Source organism: Parapedobacter sp. ISTM3 (assembly GCF_016533505.1).
In the GTDB taxonomy this organism is placed as follows: Bacteria; Bacteroidota; Bacteroidia; order Sphingobacteriales; family Sphingobacteriaceae; genus Parapedobacter; species Parapedobacter luteus.
Window position 1 is genome coordinate 1 of the sequence record NZ_JAENGN010000004.1, and the last position, 20,349, is coordinate 20,349.

Genomic DNA, 20,349 nt, shown 5'->3' on the forward strand with positions numbered 1-20,349 from the left:
GAGGCAAATAATGCACGCATAAAATTCAAAAAAACCGCACAACCGTAGGCAAAACGGCCCCATTGTTTCAACTATTGTTATTAATAAATAAAATCAGAAAACCGACCGCCAAAAACAACTAACAGCACAAAATAGCGCATGGAATACCATGGTCGTAAATTGAAAAACCGTTATCTTTACCTGAAAAATAAGCACGTTTATGACACCTACAATAAACATCCCACGACTGGATCTACTCCATTATACGCAAGGAACTACCGACCAACGCCACCAATTCTCCAAGGAAATCGGCAAAGCTTTTAATGAGACCGGCTTTGTTACCATTGCTAACCATGGCATGGATAAGGCATTAATTGACGAATTGTATGCTGTGGTCGAGGCTTTCTTTGCCCTGCCGGAGGTCACCAAATTGAAGTACGAAATCCCGGGGCTGGCGGGACAACGCGGTTATACATCGAGGGGCAAGGAAAAGGCTAAGGACGCCACAGTACCCGACCTGAAGGAATTTTGGCAACGGGGACAGGACGACAACCCGGTGGTAAATGAGCTTCCACGCTTCGATGAGATCACCGGTGAAGTCTACCGCCGCCTGGAATCAGCTGGCCGCGAGCTGCTTAAGGCCATTGCTGTTTACCTGGACTTGCCGGAAGATTATTTTGAAGGAAAAGTGCACCAAGGCAACTCCATTCTCAGGGCTATCCATTATTTTCCCATCGATGAGCCCGATAGCCTTCCCGATGATGCGGTACGGGCAGGGGCACATGAAGATATTAATCTGATTACCCTCCTTATCGGGGCGAGCGCCGATGGATTGGAAGTACTGACCCGTGAAGGCACATGGTACCCTGTCAAGGCGCATGGCGAAGACATCGTGGTCAATGTAGGTGACATGCTGCAACGGCTTACCAATAATAAGTTGAAGTCGACGACGCACCGCGTGGTCAATCCGCCGCGCGAACAGATGAAAACATCGCGTTATTCCGTACCTTTTTTCCTGCACCCAAAAGCCGACATGAGCCTGGCCGTGCTGGAGTCCTGTATAGGAGCAGATAATCCCAAAGCGTATACCGATATAACGGCTGGGGACTACCTGGACGAGCGGCTTAGAGCGATCGGACTGAAGATGTGATGTCGCTAAGCAAGCGCGTCAGCTCTTGTTGTACGGCATGCCCCTTATCCTTGTTATACCAATTCTGAAGGGCTATTTTTTGGGTCTCGAAGTCGGCGCCCTCCGCTCTCAGGCGTTCGTATAATTGCTGGCAATCTGTTGGCCTCGGCCCCCACACCGCCAAGTCGTCCCCTTTGTCGTCGCGGATTATCAACTTGGGAATCGATTTGCCTCCATTGGTTAAGTATTGCTCGATGCGGAATGGGGGCGAGTCCCTTAGCTCATACGCAACGCTAATTAACGCATTATGCTGGGCCATCAACTGGATGAAAGGCACGGTATGCGCCGCATCCCCACACCACGGCTCCGTGATAATCACCCAACGCAGCGGCTGGGCAATACCTTCCAGCACTTCCTTCGTTTCGTCCGCCAACACGCCCTTTTTCAGCCAGCGGTGCATCCGCGACCAATTCAACTTCGTATACTCCATATAAGCCGGATTGTCATAAGGTCCGGCAGGCGCAGGATCATGCAGAATACGTTCAAATTCGATCAAATAACGCGCGAAATCCATCATTGAAAAAATTATCGGCAAAGGTAATGGAATGGTAGAAGAAAATGGTCGACGTAATGTCATAACCATTGCGTTGTCTATGCACGCTTTAATGCTTCTCGATCTTGTTTGCGTAAACCGGCCACGACCAGTTCATAGCTATGGCTGATAAGGTTTTCCAACACCCCATCACTTAATTCGCCATTGCAGACCACCTCGTTCCAATGGCGCTTATTCATATGGTACGCTCCTTTTATGGTATTGGGGTGGCGTTCCCGCAATTCAACGGCATATTCGGGATCACACTTTGCACTGAAGGACAGCGGCTGGCTATCCAATGGCGTGAGCAAAAACATTTTGCCGGCCACCTTAAACACCAGTATTTCCGGCCCGAAAGGGCAGCTCTCCGTAACCCCTGGTTTGCTGAGGCAATAATCACGTAGTTGCTCGATGTGCATTGTTAAAAACGGAACTGGATATCCGGCGTTGTAAAATTAACACCTTAAACTTGAAATTTAAAATCACCCGGTTCAAAATGACACATTGTCATGACGACGTCATAGATATAATGACGGTTCTCACCATCCTACGCCTAATTGGTGCCAGAAAAACGATTGGCACAAGGCTTGTTAAACCATTATGAAACATATTGATTTATCATCAACGTAGAAAAGGAACATAGATATGGCAAAAATTATTGGAATCGACTTAGGAACTACCAACTCTTGCGTAGCCGTGATGGAGGGTAATGAGCCGGTAGTCATTACGAACAACGAAGGAAAGCGAACTACGCCTTCGATTGTGGCTTTCGTGGAGAATGGCGAACGCAAAGTAGGTGACCCTGCGAAACGCCAAGCCATTACCAATCCAAAGAAGACCGTGTACTCCATCAAACGGTTTATGGGTACCAATTACGACGAAGCCCGTAAAGAAATTGAGCGTGTACCGTACTCCGTTGTGAAAGGTGACAACAACACCCCCCGCGTGGAAATCGACGACCGCAAATATACACCGCAAGAAATTTCTGCAATGATTTTGCAGAAAATGAAAAAGACTGCGGAAGATTTTTTGGGCCACGAAGTAAACGAAGCGGTTATCACCGTACCGGCATACTTCAATGATGCGCAACGCCAGGCAACGAAAGAAGCTGGTGAAATTGCTGGCTTGAATGTAAAACGTATTATAAACGAACCGACCGCAGCAGCACTGGCATACGGATTGGACAAGTCCAACAAGGACATGAAAATCGTCGTATTCGACTGCGGGGGTGGTACACATGACGTATCTGTACTGGAGCTGGGAGACGGTGTATTTGAAGTAAAATCGACAGACGGTGACACTCACCTGGGAGGTGATGATTTTGACCAAGTCATCATTGACTGGCTTACCGATGAATTTAAAAACGACAACAACGGGTTCGACCTCAGCAAAGACCCAATGGCTTTGCAACGCTTGAAAGAAGCTGCTGAAAAAGCCAAAATCGAGCTTTCAAGTTCGTCATCCACTGAAATCAATCTGCCATACATCACGGCGGACCAAACCGGACCGAAGCACCTGGTCCGCACATTGAGCCGTGCCAAGTTCGAGCAGTTGGCTGACGATTTGATTAAACGCACCATTGAGCCTTGCAAATCAGCATTGAAAAATGCAGGCTATTCCCCATCGGATATCGACGAAATCATCCTTGTGGGTGGTTCTACCCGTATCCCTGCTATCCAAGATGCGGTAAAAAAATTCTTTGGTAAGGAGCCTTCGAAAGGCGTGAATCCGGATGAAGTAGTAGCCCTTGGTGCAGCGATACAAGGTGGTGTATTGACCGGTGAAGTAAAAGACGTGTTACTCTTGGACGTTACCCCACTTTCATTGGGTATTGAAACCATGGGTGGTGTCATGACCAAGCTCATCGAGGCCAATACGACTATCCCGACCAAAAAGTCGGAAGTATTCTCTACGGCATCAGACAACCAACCTTCTGTGGAAATCCACATCTTACAAGGTGAACGGCCCATGGCTGCGCAAAACCGGACCATCGGACGCTTTCACTTGGATGGTATCCCGCCCGCACCGCGCGGTGTACCCCAAATCGAGGTAACATTTGATATCGATGCAAACGGTATCCTCCATGTGTCGGCCAAAGACAAAGCTACGGGCAAGGAACAAAAAATCCGTATCGAGGCTTCTTCCGGTTTGACCGACGACGAAATCAAGAAGATGAAGCAGGAAGCGGAAGCCAATGCTGAGGCAGATAAAAAAGCGAAAGAGGAAATAGAAAAACTCAACGCCGCTGACGCCTTGATCTTTTCCACTGAGAAACAGTTGAAAGAATATGGCGACAAAATCGGCGCTGAGAAAAAGTCGCCCATCGAAGATGGCCTGAAGAAGTTGAAAGAAGCTTATGCAGCTAAGGACTTCGCAGCTATCGACGCCGCACAGGCCCAACTGCAAACAGCTTGGAACGCCGCTTCGGAAGACATGTACAAAGCTTCGCAAGAAGGAGCCGGGCCGCAAGCTGACGCCGGCCAATCGGCTGCTGGCAGCACCGGCGGCGACGATGTGACTGACGTAGAATATGAAGAAGTCAAGGACGATAAAAAGTAAAAGTCCAAGCCGGACGGCACTTTAGCAGTTACACAAAAAAACCTCGGGGGATTATCCTCCGAGGTTTTTTTACGTCCAGTCTCCGGCAGCTTCCGGTTTTAAAACAACTTCTCCGGATATACACCATCCTTCACCAATTGTGCAATGTTCTCCTGCACGATGGGTTTATCTTCCGGATAAGTAACACCAAACCATTTCTGTGAGGTAGGAATGACTTTAAAACGCGCCTTACCCTGCTTGATGAGTTCGTCAGCCACTTTAGGAATCAGAAACTCCGATTTCGGGTTATCTTCATTGGCCGGCACGAATGCTTTGAACAATTCTTCGCTGACTCCGAAAATCGCAGGTGTGAATCCCCAAAAATTCATCGAAACGCGGCTGCTCTGCGGCAATTCCGTCTCTACGCCATCTTCCTCGAAGAAGATACGTTTTTCGCCGTCAACCTCCTTAAAATAAACTTTTAACCGCTCATTAATCTCGGTCATATTCCCATTATCATCAACCTTGCACACACCTCGTGATACCGACCCATGTTCGGACAATGTCTTGTCGATTTGATAACCCATTAACGAAAATTTATCGTCAGCTACCTCATCACTGAGGAACTTTGCCATTTTCTCAAAAGCCTCATAACCATAGAAGTCATCCGCATTAATCACACAGAACGGTTCGTTTATTTGATTGCGTGCAGATAACACAGCGTGTGCCGTACCCCAGGGCTTGGAACGTTCAATCTCCCTATTGATACCAAACGGCGTTAGATCATAACGCTGGAAAACGTAGTCTGTCTCGATCTTACCTGCCAACTTGGGTTCAAAAATCGATTTGAATTTATCGGCAAATTCTTCGCGAATGATGAAGCTTACTTTTCCAAATCCTGCCCTAATCGCGTCATAGATGGAATAGTCGATAATCGTTTCGCCATTAGGCCCGAACGGGTCAATCTGTTTCATGCTTCCGTAGCGGCTGGCCATTCCGGCCGCAAGAATCAACAAGGTGGGTTTACTCATCGTTGGAAAAATTATGGTTATTGAATTAAAACTTATTCACTGATGCCAAATTGATGCCAAATATATCATTCACCTACTATCTTAACGTTTTCTCCGCAACATAGCAGCCAAGATGCCGTTGGCAATCTTGCCCAATAATTTTGCCCCTTCCCTGGCCAACGTTGTGGTGGCTGCTTTTTGCGCCGCTTCAAGGGGCGTTTGCCGGCTACGCGTCCGGCCGCCCCGCTTCGCCGTTTCGCGGTTGGTTCCATCCTTAGCTGTCTGAATCGTGTGCGCACGCATCTTATCCTCCAATATTTCCGCCGCGCTCCGTCTGTCCACGGGCTGGTGGTATTTGGCATAGAAGGGAGAAGTGTCTACCAGCTTAGCGTACGTGTGTGCGTCAATAGGGCCCATCGTTGCACGCGGCGGGATAAGGTGTGTAGCCACTACTTCGGTAGGGATTCCCTTTTCATTGAGTACGGTGATCAGCGCTTGTCCTGTGCCAAGCGATGTCAATACCCGATCTATCTCGTAAAAATCTGACTTTGGGTAGGTCTTTACCGTTTTCCTTAGTGCTTCGGCGTCATTGGGGGTAAACGCCCGCAAAGCGTGTTGCACGCGGTTGCCCAGCTGCCCCAGCACACTTTCGGGGACATCCATCGGCGACTGCGTACAAAAGAATACACCCACCCCTTTTGAACGGATGAGCCGAACGATTTGTTCTACTTGAGCAAGAAATGCTTTTGGCGCGTCCTTAAATAGCAAATGGGCCTCGTCGAAGAAAAAAACTAATTTCGGCTTGTCCAAATCGCCCACCTCGGGCAGCTTTTTAAACAACTGTGCCAGCAGGCTCAGCAAAAACGTCGAAAACAATACCGGCTGTTGCTGAATATCCGAAATGTTCAGCAGGCTAATCACGCCTTTACCGTCCACCCTTTCAAACAGATCATTGATATCAAATTCTTTTTCACCGAAAATACCGGACACATCCTGTTGTTCCAGCGCGACCAGCTTACGCAGTATGGTTCCAGCAGTACTTCCGCTAATGCGGCCATAGCTGTCTTTGATTTCTTCGGCTCCGGGTCCGCCGGTGAGGTAATTGAGCAGTTTCTTTAAATCGGCGAAATCGACCAACGGCAGCTGGGTATCTTCTGCATACTTGAACAACGCCGCCAGCACACCGGTTTGGGTATCATTCAATTCCAGGATTCGCCCAAGCATTACTGGGCCGAAATCTTCCACCGTAAGCCGCATGGGATTGCCAACGTTGCCAGACAACGAGAATAGCTCCACTGGAAAGCCGGACGGCACGAAGGGCCACTCCAACGCGTCTCCCCGCTTCACTAAAGCCGGATTTGGCCCGCCCGGCTGGTGCAGGCCGGAAAGGTCGCCTTTTACATCCAGCAAAAACACCGGTACTCCCGCATCCGATAGTTGTTCGGCAATCAGTTGTAAGGTACGTGTCTTGCCGGTACCCGTAGCGCCCGCAATCAGGCCATGGCGATTCATCATCTTCAAGGGAAGTTTTACCTTCGCCTGGGCTACTATTTCCCCATCGAGCAGACCTGCCCCAAGGAAAATAAAAGCCCCCTTTGGATTATATGAGGCTGTTATCTTGTCGATAAATTCGGCTTGATTTCCCATAAATGAGCGACGAATATGATGGGTGAAAGCTACGCACTTCCTTGGGTAAATCCAAATAGCGGGCCGTTAAATTTGCGGTTTTTTTACCGCTTATCGTGTCGTCGGACCCAAAACGGTCAATACCCCATGCTCATCTATTTCCATCTCGTCGATGAATACCATCCGTTCGTCACCGGTCTTTTTGGTACGACCGTGGTACACACACAGCATCCGGCCATCCGGCAGGAATACCACACTATTGTGGCCCGTACCCGTTACATCACCACCCTTTGCCGTGTTTTTCTCCAGCACCGGATTGTTAGCCGCCTTGGTGTAAGGCCCCAGCGGATGTTGCGCAGTAGCATAGCCCACAGCGTAATGCTCTCCAGCAAAATGGTTCGCTGAGTACATCATGTAATACGTATCGCCATGTTTAAATGCAAACGAACCTTCCGTCCAGCGGCGATTGACTTCGCGGCCAGTCACCGAGCGGCTCTCCCATTCGGCCTGGGCATCGTCCATCCTCACAGGTGGGCGCAAGAGCAATACCGGCTCGCCGATGACACCTGAAAAGTCCGGCTTGAGCTCCACGCCATACACCCAACTTTCTTCGATTTCGTCAAACCATCCCTTGTGCTTTGCCCACTCGGCTACTTCGCTCTTTACGGGATGCTTGTAGCAACAGCGGGAGTAATACAAATATACCCGTCCATCCTCTCCAAAATAGACATTGGCATCGATGATCGGATAACCGGGGTCGAAGATGGGGTGGTTATATAGGTCGATAAAAGGCCCTGTGGGCTTGTCCGCCACGGCAACGCCAATACGGAAGTTTTCCAGTTCCTTACCGGGATTATCTTTCCATTGCGCGCTATAAAACATATAAAATTTGCCCTTATGCGCGTATACTTCGGGTGCCCAATATGCCCCACCCCAGGCAGCGGTGGAATCGCTCCAGCCATTTTCATTGCCAGCGTCATAAACCTGGCCTTCGTTCTTCCAGTCCGACAGATCGGCAGACGAATAGACTGCAAAACCATGCTTGGCACCACCTCCCGTCCCATACATATAATAGCGGTCGGTTGCGTCGTCATAAATGACATAAGGGTCGCCGAAAGCGACATTCAAAGGGTTTTGAAATGAAGATAAAGCTTCCTGTGCGCTACCGACATATGGTATCGCGAATAAAACGCTGGCAATAATTATACGGACATTCATTTGACTGATTTTTTTGTCAATTCGTTTACATGGTGGAGCAAGATATGGAATCCGGGTGCGGCCATGGCACCATGGTCAAAACCATCCAGCTCGTAAAGGTATACGTGCTGTTGGCCGGCGGTCTTCATCATCCGGTAGAAATAAGCACTCTCTTCGTACCTGCCCAATAGCTCCAGCTCACGGTCTCCCGATACCAGCACCAGCGGCGGAGCATCGCTGCGCACATGAAACAGCGGTGCGTATTCATCCACGATGGGCTGGGTCTCTTTTATCCCTTGCTCCGCGCGGATGGTCATGTGCGTGATCGCATGGCCGCTGAAGTCGATAATCCCCGCAAGTTTGTCGGCATCCACGCCGTACTGGCGCAGCCAGGATTTGTCCAAGCCCACCATCGCAGCGAGGTACCCGCCTGCGGAATGGCCGGTTGCGAATATTTTGTCGGCGGTTCCGCCGTATTCACCGATGTGCTGAAATACCCAAGCTATCGCTGCCGCAGCGTCATCGATGTACGCCGGATTTTTGACTTTCGGGCTTAGGCGGTAATTGACCGCCACTACCGCTATACCTTTTTCCTTCAGCTCCTGCGGGATAAACTTCTCTCCACCCGTGATCCCGCCGCCGTGAAACCACACGACCGTTGGAAAATCTTTCGTCTGCTCTGGATAATAAACATCAAGCACACAACGCTCACGGATGTAATCATCCGTGCTATCCGGGCGGTAGTTGACATTTTGCACCAGACGATAGGTGGTGGGCTCCGCTGCTTGTTGCGCATATGCAGTCAGTACAAAAGCAACCAGACACCAGCCCATCACCATTGAGTAATATGTTTTTTTGTTGATAGTCATACTTAGCTATTTTGATTCCAACTTGGACATTGAAATCGCTAAGGTACACAATGCCGCTGAAAATGGGAAACCTACTCCCTACGCGGGCTTTGCGGGCGCGGGGGCATCGCTGCCGGGTGCCGCCAGAGCATTGCCTGAAGCGTAGCCCTTACCTCGGGTTGTTCATCAGCGATGTTCTTTAGCTCCATTGATCCGCTGTGGTAATCATACAGTTCGTACTCCGGGGCCTCCTCGGCGCCATCGAGTTTCGTCCACTCCACCAAGCGGTATCGGTCGGTACGGACAGCCCTCCCCAATCGGCCGCCCCTTGGGAAACTGTGGTAAGCATGATCGCGGATATGACTTCCGGGGTCTTTGAGCACGGGCACCATGCTGACTCCATCGATCGGCTGCCGGACATCCGGTGCTGGCAGTCCGGCGAGTTCCACCAATGTCGGGTAAATATCGACCGTTTCCGACAGCTGATCGGTATGCGAGCCCGCACGGGTGACGCCCGGAGCCGATATGACCAGCGGAATACGGTTAGCCAATTCATAATTGACATGTTTGGTCCACATCCCCATTTCACCGAGCAGGTAGCCGTGATCGCCCCAAAGCACCACGATCGTGTTTTCGTCGAGGCCGAGCGCCGCCAGTTCATTCAGCACCTTGCCGATCTGGGCATCCACGTAGCTGACACCTGCATAGTAGCCATGAATTAATTTGCGCGCCAGGCTATCCGGGAACGGCTCCTCGGTCACCTTTGCGGGGACAGGCGCATATTGATCGATCTCATCGCCGTATTTAACGGCATAGGGCGGGGCGCCCTCTGGCCGGGTAACGTGCTGAGGCAGAGGAAGTGTATTTTCGTCATACATATCCCAGTATTTTTTAGGCACCGAAAAAGGAAGGTGTGGGCGCGCGAATCCGACAGCGAGGAAAAAAGAGCTGTCAGACTGCGATTTCAACGCCCTGAGCCGTTCGGCTGCCCGGTTTGCTATACGGCCATCGGCGTAGGCATCATCAGCCACGTCCGGCGATTCCCAGGCCAGTCCCCGCGGGAGCGACCGGGAATACCCCCATTCCATATTGGAGAACAAGGCTTCCTCGCGGGTAGTCCCCGCCGCTTTGCTGGCCGGATCGACATACTCGATGACCAAATCCTTATGATGCGGCAAACTCCAGGAGGCGGTATCGTCATACGTATTGTGCCCCATATGAAACACCTTGCCCATTGATTCGGTATGGTAGCCGTGCTGCTTAAAATACTGGGGCAAGGTCACCGCATCGGGGTAATGATCGCGAAAATCACTCCCGAAGTTATAAATTCCTGATGAGGTAGATCGACTACCGAGCAAGAGGTTGTACCGGGAAGGGCCGCAAACGGCTTGGTTGGCATACGCCCGTTCAAACAGCAGGCTTTTTGAAGCCAGCTTATCCATGTTGGGCGTAAAGGCGATGGTGTCTCCATAGGCTCCGAGCGCAGGGCGCAGGTCGTCAACGAGGATTAGCAGGATGTTGGGCTTTTCCGTTTTATGTGCCGCAGTACAGGAAATGCCAAGCCAAAAGCCGACAATGGCGCATACCGTTATCCATTTGGCGTATCCGTGTCCTGGCTTATGATTACGTATCGTCATTATAGTAATTTGTTTTAGCTAAGTCTCCATGACGCGTGTTGTCTGTAAAGCTACAAAACATGAACGTTGTACCACGACTAATTCAAGAGCTTCAGCAATTCCATTTCGAAGTTGCTCTCGCTAGGCCGGTAAAAATCGTCACCAAACACCAGGGCAATAATCGGCAAGATAATGAAAATTACTTTCATAGCTCATTATTTTTTGTATGTCAACAGGTGGGCATTTTTGCGCCGTACGTGCATATTCCATCTGCCGATATAAAGGTAACCGCTATCGCCCATTTTTGACGATAGCGGTAAAATCATAAGAACGAATAATCATCGCAATTGAACCACCTGCGAATAAATCGCCTGATCCTTACCCGCAGGGCGCAATCCTACTCGGGCGAACAAGGCCCGGCCCGAATTGAAGTCGGCATTATTCGTCAGGTCAAGTGATCCGGTGATGGTGCTTCCCTCGGTCACGTCATTGATATCGAGCCGGGCAGTGTACGACACATCATCGACGAAGGACGTTTTGCCCACCAAAATCATCACATATTCAATGTCCCTGCCACCTGCTACTTCGTTGATTTGAAACGAAGCATTCGCGCTACTACCACTCAGCGACAGCTGTACATTGGACAAGGTATAAAACGGCGTAACCGGCACATCCACGTTGGCCGTACCCCTTAAATTCACTATCGTCGTATCACGGTCATTCACCCACGGGCCGTTGTTATCCCGGGTAACCAGTTTGTATTCGCCATCAAATACTCTTGCCTCAAAGGTACCATCTTGCCCCACGTAAACCGGAATAGGGTTGCGCAACTCGTATCCATCTTGGTATAGCTGAAGCTGGACCGCCTCACCTGTACCACGTACCCCGATAGGCTCGCCATTGTAGACCACACGTCCATATATCGTCGACTCCGGCGCATCATAATTATCCAGTCCGCAACTGCTTACCGCAACGACCGCGGGAAACAGTAACATATTTAAATATCTTCTCATTGTCTTTCAAATAAAATTTACTGAAACGGATTTAATACAATCTTCGGGTTTGCGTTTTGCCACGCCAGGTCGATGAAGTTATAGTAATTTCTTAATTCAAAGAATCGTGGATGCAACGAGTTGCTAAACGTCAACCTGTCGAACACATATTTGCCATCATTCGGTGTACCGGGAGCGACCACCAGGTAGGGAAACAATGCCCAATGCTGGGCCGTTGGGCTATTGACTACGCCATTCCATACAATATGGGCCCGGCGCCAACGCTTCAAATCCCAATACCGATGATCCTCGAATGCAAACTCCACCCGGCGCTCCTGTATGATATCATCCAACGTCACGGAGGTTAACGGCTGTATGCCAGCACGCTCGCGTACTTGGTTGATGTAACCAACCGCTACTGGCTGCTGACCCAATTCCATCGCAGCTTCGGCAGCAATCAGCAACGCTTCGGCAAAACGGAAGCGGGGGAACCACATCTCGCTGTTGCGTCCGCGGGTGGACGCCCCGGCCGCCTCGTCCAAGAATTTACGGAAGAAAAAGCCGGTTTTGTTGATGTATTGCTCATTAGAGCGGTTGGGGCCATTGGATGAGGTAATCAAACGCCCTTGCCCATCACGTTCTCCAGGTTGTCCTGCAATGGTTTGCCAAGCACCATTGCTCCAGACTTTCTGACCTGCCTGCAACTCAACAGGCGTTCCTTTAAATACCGCATTGGGGGTGATAACAGAACCGCCCAACCTGGCGTCCTTATTTGCGAACGCATCAGCCGGATCGTCATAGAAAATATAGTTCCCTTGATTGTCCCGGATTTGGATCGAGCCATCCCTATTGTTTACATATTCGAAATCCTCGACCAGATTGAGTATCGGGCCTGCAGCAGCACGATCGATATCCTCGGCGTGTGACCCTGGGATATTCTGTGTGGTAAAGCCAACGGTCTGTCCCGGATAACGGTAATCTCTTGCCCAAATCACTTCCGTATTATTATCCTTGACACTTGTCGCCTCATAAAAATTGCGCTCCAAATCGTCGGGTTTGTTTAGTTGAAGCTGATACGGGCTGTTGTTAATCACTTCTTGTGCCGCTGCTAATGCTTGTTGGTAATATCCTTCCGCGCGTTCAGCCGAAATCCCCACTTCGCCACCAGCTGTGCGAATTGGGCTACTCATCTTATTGTTATAATTCGCTAATGATCCCGCATAGATGGCCGCACGGGCCTTTAACATCAAAGCAGTCCATTTATTTGCCCTTGCAGAATTGATGGTCTTTTCCTCATTGAGCATGGCGGATACTGCGTCACATTCTTCAATGATGTAGTCATATATCCCCGCCTCAGTGGAACGCGGATATTGCAACGTTGTGATGTCCATACCACCTTGATAGTCGAACACCTCATCACCTACGATCGGCATGCCTCCCAAGCCACGAGCCATATTGAAATAGGTCCATGCCCGAAGAAACCTGACTTCTCCTTCGTATACCTGCTTCTCAGTATCAGTTATTACCGTAGTGGCGCGGAGGCTTTGAAGAAACTGGTTAATGTTACGGATTAACGTGTAATCATATACCCGCCATAGGGCATTCCCGTAGTTTTGAATGTTATCTGGCCCGCCGTCGGATTTGCCGGCTTCATCTAATATCGTGTACTGATACCAGTCACCGATATGTTGGCCCCAGGTCACACGACCATAAAAATTAGCTAAGACCGATTGGATCATCACCGGATCACCAAATACCTGATCATCGGTCAGGATTTGGTCGGGTTCGCGCTCAAGGAATTCCGAACAGCTGTTAAAACAGCACAATCCTCCAGCCAACACCAATATTTTGAATATGTTTGACGTTTTCATAATACATTCTTTCTTTTTGACACTATCCCAAATAACTAAAACCTTACATTTATACCGAAATTCATGATCCGATACGTAGGATACCCTAATCCGTTAGTAGCATCCATTTCAGGGTCGATACCTATCAAGTTAGTCAATGTCACGAGATTTTGCCCCGAAAAGTATACTCGGACTCCAGTAAGGGAGAGTGGCTCCAAAATCCGCGTTGGGAGAGAATAACCGAAATCCAGATTGCGTAACTTGATATACCGGATGTTCTGCTTCCAGAAGTCGCTATTCCAATAGTTGCTATGTGCGCTATTGCCAATCAGGAGCATCGGGTACTTACCGGGAATCAACTCACTGTTGGCATCCCAGATATCGGACAGTTTCCACGCATCATCGAAGTAATATTGCGGATTGTTTCCACCGTCATGGAATGGGTTACGCATTTCCCATTCCTGATAAAACGTGAACATACCACCACCGGAAAAGTCCAGAGCCAATTCGAACCCTTTGTAAGCGAAAGAGAAGTTCAATCCAAAATTAAGCGCTGGTGTCTCATTTTGCCGATAACCGATTGGCCTTTCATCCAGATGGTTGATCACGCCGTCACCGTTTTGATCCACATATTTCACATCGCCTGGACGTAAGGTTCGATTACCCTGACGGTCGTTGTCAATGGGCCAGTTGGCAATTTCCTCCCAGCTTTGAAATTGTCCATTTGACTCAAGTCCCCAATTGAGATGGCCATAACGTCGCACAATAGAACCCCTATATTCATCCCACGAATTACTGAAGCGGGGCTTATACCGATCCCAATCATAAAACCTTGAATACGTGACATTACCACCGAGCGAATAGGTAAAATCACCTGCGCGATCGCTCCAACGGATCACCGCTTCGTATCCCCGATGCATATCGGAATTCAAGTTCTCATTGGGTAATCCAAATCCAACCTCAAGAGGTAATAAGACGTCATAGCGCGCCGCGGGCAAACCTGTACGCTTACGTTGAAAGATCTCAAACGTGGTTGTCAACCGATTGTTCAAAAAAGCCGCGTCGATAGCGATATTGGCTAATCTGGCCCGCAACCAAGACAAGGTGGTTACAGGCAAACCACGAGGTTGCGTACCCAGCACATACTTGCCGTCGATCACCGAACCACCTTGTTTATAATTGTAGCCAGCAAGGTAGTCAAACGGACTATATCCAATCAGATTGGTATCATCGTCACCTACCATGCCATACGAACCCCTCAACTTTAAATAATTGACCACACTCCCCAATTTACTATCTTTCCAAAATGCTTCTTCAGAAGCAACCCAACCTCCGGTCACGCCCGGAAAGAACCCCCAGCGATCATTGGGTGGGAATTTCCACGAACCATCATACCGACCAATGAATTCAAGCAGATACTTACCTGCAAAATCGTAATTTATTTTACCAATAAATCCAACCCGGGCCTGAGGATTATCACCCACATCGTTATAGGTATCCATTGTTTCGAAATCAATGAGTCTTAACGCATTGGCTGTCGGAATAGAATGTACCCACGTTGATGGATGCTTTCTAAGAATAGTTTCCACGCCCCCGAGGACGGCCCATGTGTGTTTATTGATTGTTTTATTCCAATTCAGCTGAACATTAGATGTCATCTCTTCAACATGTTCAATCATACGTTCGCGCCACGGGTTGTTGTTCTCAAAAATCACCGGATACGTATCCGTAGTCTCATCATAACCGTACAATTTGTAGGTGTACTCATGGTTGTCCATACGACGGTTGGCGTAATAATATCCAACAAGTGCCCTCGCTTTCAAGCCGTCAATAAGGTCGTATTCAGCATCGAAGTTGAGCTGGCTTACGCGCCAAGTATCCTGAAACTTACCGGACAGATCATAATTCAACCAACCGAAATTTGTACCTGGATCATTGGATGTCAACGTTGGGTAATCGGGATTATCGTTTGCGAATGGCCGAACAGTCGGCAGATTACGGAAGGTCGCAAAACGAGGCAGCCACAAATCATCGCCTCCGGGCACACCGGGGTTTACTTTTTGCTCCAATCGGGCGTTATAGTTTGCGCCTACACGGAACCGGTCGGAAATCTGTGATGTAATGTTCATTTGTACATTTGTACGCTTAAACCCACCGTAGTTTACAATTACATCTTGCTGATTGAGATGCCCAACGCTGAAATAATAATTAATCTTATCCGACCCACCGGAAACATTGGCATTAATATAGTTTTGCGGAGAAGTCTCCCAGATAAAATCATACCAATCAAACGGCACATACCCCTTCTCTGTTCCTTGCCGCCACTTCTGTAGATCCTCTGCGGTATAGCGGTAATTGGTGGCTCCTTGGACCGTTTCGGATTGGATGTAATTTTCTACATAGGTCGCGGCATCTGCAGGTCGTGGGAACGCAGACAAATTCTGAAAACCAAAATTAGAAGTTAAGCTGATAGTGTTCTTGGTATTACGCTTTCCTCGTTTAGTCGTCACAACAATAACGCCATTCGCGGCGCGCACCCCGTATATTGCCGCAGAGGCATCTTTGAGCACTGCTATGGATTCAATATCGTTGAAATCCAAATTGTTAAACTGTCCTGCATCCTTCTGCACGCCGTCGATAACGTATAGGGGGCTGCCCATGTTACGAATTTGGATGTTGGTGGTCGCACCGGGCCGTCCATCCGTTTGCCGGAAATTCAAACCAGGGATTTTGCCGACTAAGGCACCTGACGTAGTTGATGCCAGTGAACGACTGATGTCCTCCGCATTTATCGTTGATATCGAACCTGTCAATGATGCCTTCTTCTGCGTCATACCAAACCCCGTCACCACCACTTCTTCCAGCGACTCGGACGACGACGTAAGCGCAATTGACACGATGTTTTGTGTGGCTTCCACAGCAACCCGTGCTTCCTCATACCCGAGGAAGTAGACCAACAGGGAGTCGCTCCCCGAAGCCACTTCAATGGAAAAAGTCCCGTCCGCTCCCGAGGAAGTGGTTCGCTGGCTACTCTGCACCCGAATGGTCGCTCCGCCAATCGGTGATTGATCCGCCGCATCCCTTACCGTCCCCGTGATGGAGCGGGTTTGGGCCATTGCTATGGATAGTCCAACGCACCATAGCAACGATACAAGTAAAGCTTTACTCATAATTGTTTTGTTTTAATTGTTTATAACTGTATTGGTCAACCGGACTTCGAAACGCTATTTCAAGTCCGCAAAATGGAACCTATTTCTCCCGGGTGGCAAAAACAGGTTCCTGAAAAGATTTTTAGCTACTTCAACGCAGTAACGCCATGCCAAATCCAGGCGCAGCAGGTGGAATCAGCTCGCCGTCTTTAATCGTATATCCACTGAGATCCACGTCATCTGATGTACTCGTGACACCCTCGATTGTTACGGTATTCCCAAGGCCTCCAGCCAAATGGGCCGTATAGTAAGATTTCAACAACGAGCCCCAAGCATGGGGCGATGCTTGCACCTTATATTCAACCAGCTTCGGCATGAGCTTCCGCCAATTGGTGAATCCAAGCCCCTCGATATCGGTAAGGTGGACATCCATGAGCTTTTGCTGCATCAATTCGTCGAGCAGCGCTGGATCGGGGTCGGCTTCACCATCGGCAAGCAGGCTTTTGACATTTGCCCGGCTCATCCAGTCGCGCAATTTCCGGTAGTCGTCAACGGTTTCGTGAAAAGGCTCTTCGATCCAGAACAGTGGAATGTTACCGATTCCCTTGAGGTATTCGATAAACTCGTGAACGGTGAAGCCGTTGTTGCCGTCTGCCAAAATATCGCAGTCGGGAAACGCCGCCGCGACGGCCTTCGTCACCTCAACATCCCGTGCCAGTCCGTCTTTGTACGACATCCACCGGTGGCCGCGCCCGATCTTCAGTTTGAACTGCCGGTAGCCGTAGTCGTAGTCGTAGCGGCAGTTAGCAAGCACCTGGTCGATTCCCCCCGGCGCGTGGGCGGGCTCCAGGTCGTCGAAGTAAATCATGCCGCTGTAATACTTCGTGGTAAACGGCTGCTCACGGCCCAACAAGGCGTATACGGGCTTATTAAGCACAACCCCGGCCAAATCGTGCAACGCCATATCGAATGGGAGATAACGCTCGTCTGTAATGCCCATGGCTACCTGAAACACATCCGAGAGTTTCTTTCCTACCAGCTCCGGCACGACACGTTGCGCCCCGCCACGGCCACCGCGAAGTGATGCCCAGCCCTTAGCACCCCGGTCTGTCGTGATGATGCAGATCTCATTTCTTATGCCATACCCATGTAGATCGAGCCGGGCGTTCTTCCCGACAAGCCGGGGGTATTGCAACCGTACGTCGCCAAACGTGATCGATTGAATGGTGTGATAAGCAAGTTCATCCTGCATACGTGCAGACTGGCCGTCCATGAAGAGCGCTGCAAGTGATGGCTTTGCTACCAAGCTCAATGCAGCCCCCGCATTCAGTGCATGGATAAATTTTCTTCTGTTCATCATAATCGGGTCGTTTTTAACAATTGGTTTATCACTTAATTTTCGTTACTCCGTTTAATGAAAACTTTCCGGTGGGTCTTCAAGGACGACGGGTTTATATCCTCCCTGCGCCCTGAAGTACAGGACAAGTCCGAGATAAAATAGAAACATAAACATCGGCAGTATCGACACGGTAGATAGTGCCGATTTTTTTGCTTCGTTCTCCACGCCGGCGATGATGTCCAGCGTCTCCGTGTCTGCCTGCGACAGTTTTTCTTGGTTTAAGGATTTATACTCGCCAAAGATGCTCCGCTTAACCTCCGTAACATACTCGCTGTAATAGGTGGTATGGTGCTCCAGGTCGTATGCCTGTAGTGTCGAATCGATTTCGCTATCCTGCACGGCTCCCAAAAAAACGGCGCCGATAATGCCTACGCCTAACTGCCCCACCGCACTGGTGATGTTCAGCGCCAAAGCACCGCCCCGGGGGAACTGCTCGGACACCACGCCCAACATGGTGCCCCACAGGTAAGTCTTGCCCACGGCGTAAAATCCCGCTGCCAGCAAAATAGTGGCTCCTGCCGAAAAAGATAGCCACTGTAAGCCTACCGCTGATACCAACGCGCTGATCGCAAGGATGCCTAAGGGCGACATACGCTTGGTGACCACCCCTGTATAGAGGCGGAGCACGGTCATGATGATCGCGGTAAACACCAATACCCATCCACCCTGAAAACCGAGCTTCTGCATTTCCGGCGTCATGAGGTCTGTGATCCAGCTATCCGTACCCAATTCCATCGTAGCCAAGGGCACCATGACAAGCAGCAGCACGACCAACAGCGGCCTGCCCAATGCTTTCAGGTAAAATCCCACAAACGCCACTACAACGACAATGACCAGCAAACTGAGCGCCGTACCCCAACCCAGCAAATTACCCAATTCGAAGGCGCATAGGCTCGTAATGATGAGAAACCCCAACACGCCCACTTCCCGAAGCATGTCGATATATCTCACGCCCGCTTTTACACGCTCATTGACCGGGAAATGTGCATTGAATATCAATGCACCGTACGCCATTGTAGGCAACAGAATAAACAACATCATGATCCGCCAGTCGACCTCGAGGTGGAGCAGCGTGATCCCAAACAGGCCGGCGATGGCGATGCCCATCGGCCACCCGGCATGCAGGATATTCAGCCATTTGGTCTTTTCCCGCGGATACATACTGGCCACCACCGGATTGATGACAGCCTCGGCGGCTCCATTGCCCAGCGCAAACAGGAATGTACCGAAATAAAGCATCCAGTAACCGTTGGCGAAAATGGTCAGCAAGACGGAAGCTGCGTGGCAGATGAACGCAAAAATCATGGACTTTTTATAACCGATCTGATCAATCACTAGGCTGAACAAAACAATGCTCAACGCAAATGGCCAGAAACTGACCCCAAAAATCTGTCCCTGCTGGGTCTTGCTCAGGTCAAAGCGGATGCCCCACTCATGCATCAGGTATGAGCGGAATACAAACCCGAAGGCCGAAGCGACCAACACCATGAAGCATCCCCAGAAAAGTGTTTTGCTGGGTGTCTCCGGGTGCTGGGCGTTTTGTATGGTTGTAGGACTCATCAGGTTAAGCGGTAAATGTTTTCTTCAGGAAAGCAAATCCTTCTTCGGCCAGTTCGTCGGCACTGGCGGCCAACGGTCTCCATATGCTGGCCGCTCTCGCCAATTCTTTGGATGGCGCACCAAACGTTTCGATAACCAAGCTACCCTGGTAACCAATGGTCTGGAGTGCATCGCAGATACCGACCCAGTCGAGGTGGCCTGTGCCGGGTGTACCCCGGTCGTTTTCGTTGGCTTGGATATGGGCCAACCGGCTACCCAGTTTGATAATGCTTGCCGGAATATTTTTTTCTTCGATATTGCTGTGGAAGGTGTCCAGGAGGATCTTCAGCTGGGCACTCCCCACCTCATCCACGAGCGCTATGGCTTGGTCAACCGTGTTAACCATATCGGTTTCAAATCGATTTAGCGGCTCCAACGCCAAGGTCACACCGAGCGCCTCGGCACGCTGCACCGCTTGGTACAGGTTATCGAGGCACCACTGGCGTTCTTGCTGTTTCTGTCTCTCTGGAACCAACCGCGTCTTGCCCACGGCTGAGTATAATGGTCCGCCGAATAGCGGGCTTTCCAATTCGCTGGCGATTTCGAGGCAATCGATGATATAGGAAAGCCCGTTGGCCCGGATCTCGGGCAGTTCATTGGAAATATCGCGGTCCATGCCAAACGCGCCGCTGACGGTGACGCTCAGGTCCATTTCCCGGCAGGTTTTCCTTAAAACAGCCCAATCGATCAATTCCCGATCTTCCACAGCAATCTCGATAACATCATAGCCGATGTCTTTGGCTTTGCGCAAGATGTCAAACGACGCCGTTGAAAACGGTGAAACCCAAACAAACGTGCTTATTCCTATATTCATCGTAACAAACC

15 protein-coding genes are annotated in these 20,349 nt (G+C 49.9%); 2 read left to right on the forward strand and 13 right to left on the reverse strand.

Annotated elements, in window-relative coordinates:
* Window positions 1–199: 199 nt before the first annotated feature.
* A complete protein-coding gene (locus tag JHJ32_RS06950; RefSeq protein WP_200120450.1) occupies window positions 200–1,129 on the forward strand; it encodes an isopenicillin N synthase family oxygenase in 930 nt (309 codons plus the stop codon).
* Here the strand turns inward: JHJ32_RS06950 and JHJ32_RS06955 are convergent.
* Both JHJ32_RS06955 and JHJ32_RS06960 read right to left on the reverse strand, forming a co-directional pair.
* Window positions 1,104–1,685, reverse strand: a complete 582-nt coding sequence (locus JHJ32_RS06955) for a thioredoxin family protein (RefSeq protein WP_233632529.1) — start codon at window positions 1,683–1,685, stop codon at window positions 1,104–1,106. The genes JHJ32_RS06950 and JHJ32_RS06955 overlap by 26 nt on opposite strands.
* Window positions 1,686–1,759: 74 nt before the next feature.
* Complete coding sequence (locus JHJ32_RS06960) at window positions 1,760–2,119, reverse strand: MmcQ/YjbR family DNA-binding protein (protein ID WP_079716349.1); 360 nt, start codon at window positions 2,117–2,119, stop codon at window positions 1,760–1,762.
* 226 nt (window positions 2,120–2,345) lie between these two features.
* Here JHJ32_RS06960 and dnaK point away from each other — a divergent pair, with 226 nt between their 5' ends.
* Window positions 2,346–4,259, forward strand: coding sequence for a molecular chaperone DnaK (gene dnaK, locus JHJ32_RS06965; RefSeq protein ID WP_079716351.1), 1,914 nt, complete (start codon window positions 2,346–2,348; stop codon window positions 4,257–4,259).
* 98 nt (window positions 4,260–4,357) lie between these two features.
* Here dnaK and JHJ32_RS06970 read toward each other — a convergent pair whose 3' ends face one another.
* The 11 genes from JHJ32_RS06970 to JHJ32_RS07020 all read right to left on the reverse strand — a co-directional run bounded on the left by JHJ32_RS06970 (window position 4,358) and on the right by JHJ32_RS07020 (window position 20,338).
* Window positions 4,358–5,269, reverse strand: coding sequence for a sugar phosphate nucleotidyltransferase (locus tag JHJ32_RS06970; protein WP_079716352.1), 912 nt, complete (start codon window positions 5,267–5,269; stop codon window positions 4,358–4,360).
* Window positions 5,270–5,350: 81 nt separating this feature from the next.
* Window positions 5,351–6,895 carry a helicase HerA-like domain-containing protein gene (locus tag JHJ32_RS06975; protein ID WP_200120451.1) on the reverse strand — a complete coding sequence of 515 codons (1,545 nt, stop codon included), beginning with the start codon at window positions 6,893–6,895 and terminating at the stop codon, window positions 5,351–5,353.
* 90 nt (window positions 6,896–6,985) lie between these two features.
* Window positions 6,986–8,092, reverse strand: coding sequence for a glycoside hydrolase family 43 protein (locus tag JHJ32_RS06980; RefSeq protein ID WP_200120452.1), 1,107 nt, complete (start codon window positions 8,090–8,092; stop codon window positions 6,986–6,988).
* The gene (locus JHJ32_RS06985) at window positions 8,089–8,940 is read right to left on the reverse strand and encodes an alpha/beta hydrolase (protein ID WP_233632530.1); all 852 of its coding nucleotides are present in this window, start codon (window positions 8,938–8,940) and stop codon (window positions 8,089–8,091) included. Before JHJ32_RS06985 ends, JHJ32_RS06980 begins: the two co-directional genes overlap by 4 nt.
* A 71-nt stretch (window positions 8,941–9,011) precedes the next feature.
* Complete coding sequence (locus tag JHJ32_RS06990) at window positions 9,012–10,556, reverse strand: sulfatase (RefSeq protein ID WP_200120453.1); 1,545 nt, start codon at window positions 10,554–10,556, stop codon at window positions 9,012–9,014.
* Between the two features lie 317 nt (window positions 10,557–10,873).
* Window positions 10,874–11,548, reverse strand: coding sequence for a DUF3823 domain-containing protein (locus tag JHJ32_RS06995; RefSeq protein ID WP_079716356.1), 675 nt, complete (start codon window positions 11,546–11,548; stop codon window positions 10,874–10,876).
* A gap of 17 nt (window positions 11,549–11,565) precedes the next feature.
* Window positions 11,566–13,398 (reverse strand): RagB/SusD family nutrient uptake outer membrane protein, encoded by a 1,833-nt coding sequence (locus JHJ32_RS07000; RefSeq protein ID WP_200120454.1) that lies wholly within the window; start codon window positions 13,396–13,398, stop codon window positions 11,566–11,568.
* A 35-nt stretch (window positions 13,399–13,433) separates the two neighbouring features.
* Complete coding sequence (locus tag JHJ32_RS07005; RefSeq protein WP_200120455.1) at window positions 13,434–16,547, reverse strand: SusC/RagA family TonB-linked outer membrane protein; 3,114 nt, start codon at window positions 16,545–16,547, stop codon at window positions 13,434–13,436.
* A gap of 130 nt (window positions 16,548–16,677) precedes the next feature.
* Window positions 16,678–17,886 (reverse strand): enolase C-terminal domain-like protein, encoded by a 1,209-nt coding sequence (locus JHJ32_RS07010; protein WP_200120456.1) that lies wholly within the window; start codon window positions 17,884–17,886, stop codon window positions 16,678–16,680.
* A gap of 51 nt (window positions 17,887–17,937) precedes the next feature.
* Window positions 17,938–19,485: a sugar MFS transporter gene (locus tag JHJ32_RS07015; RefSeq protein WP_200120457.1), complete on the reverse strand. Its 1,548-nt coding sequence runs from the start codon at window positions 19,483–19,485 to the stop codon at window positions 17,938–17,940.
* Window positions 19,486–19,489: 4 nt separating this feature from the next.
* Window positions 19,490–20,338, reverse strand: a complete 849-nt coding sequence (locus tag JHJ32_RS07020) for a sugar phosphate isomerase/epimerase (RefSeq protein ID WP_079716360.1) — start codon at window positions 20,336–20,338, stop codon at window positions 19,490–19,492.
* Window positions 20,339–20,349 lie beyond the last annotated feature (11 nt).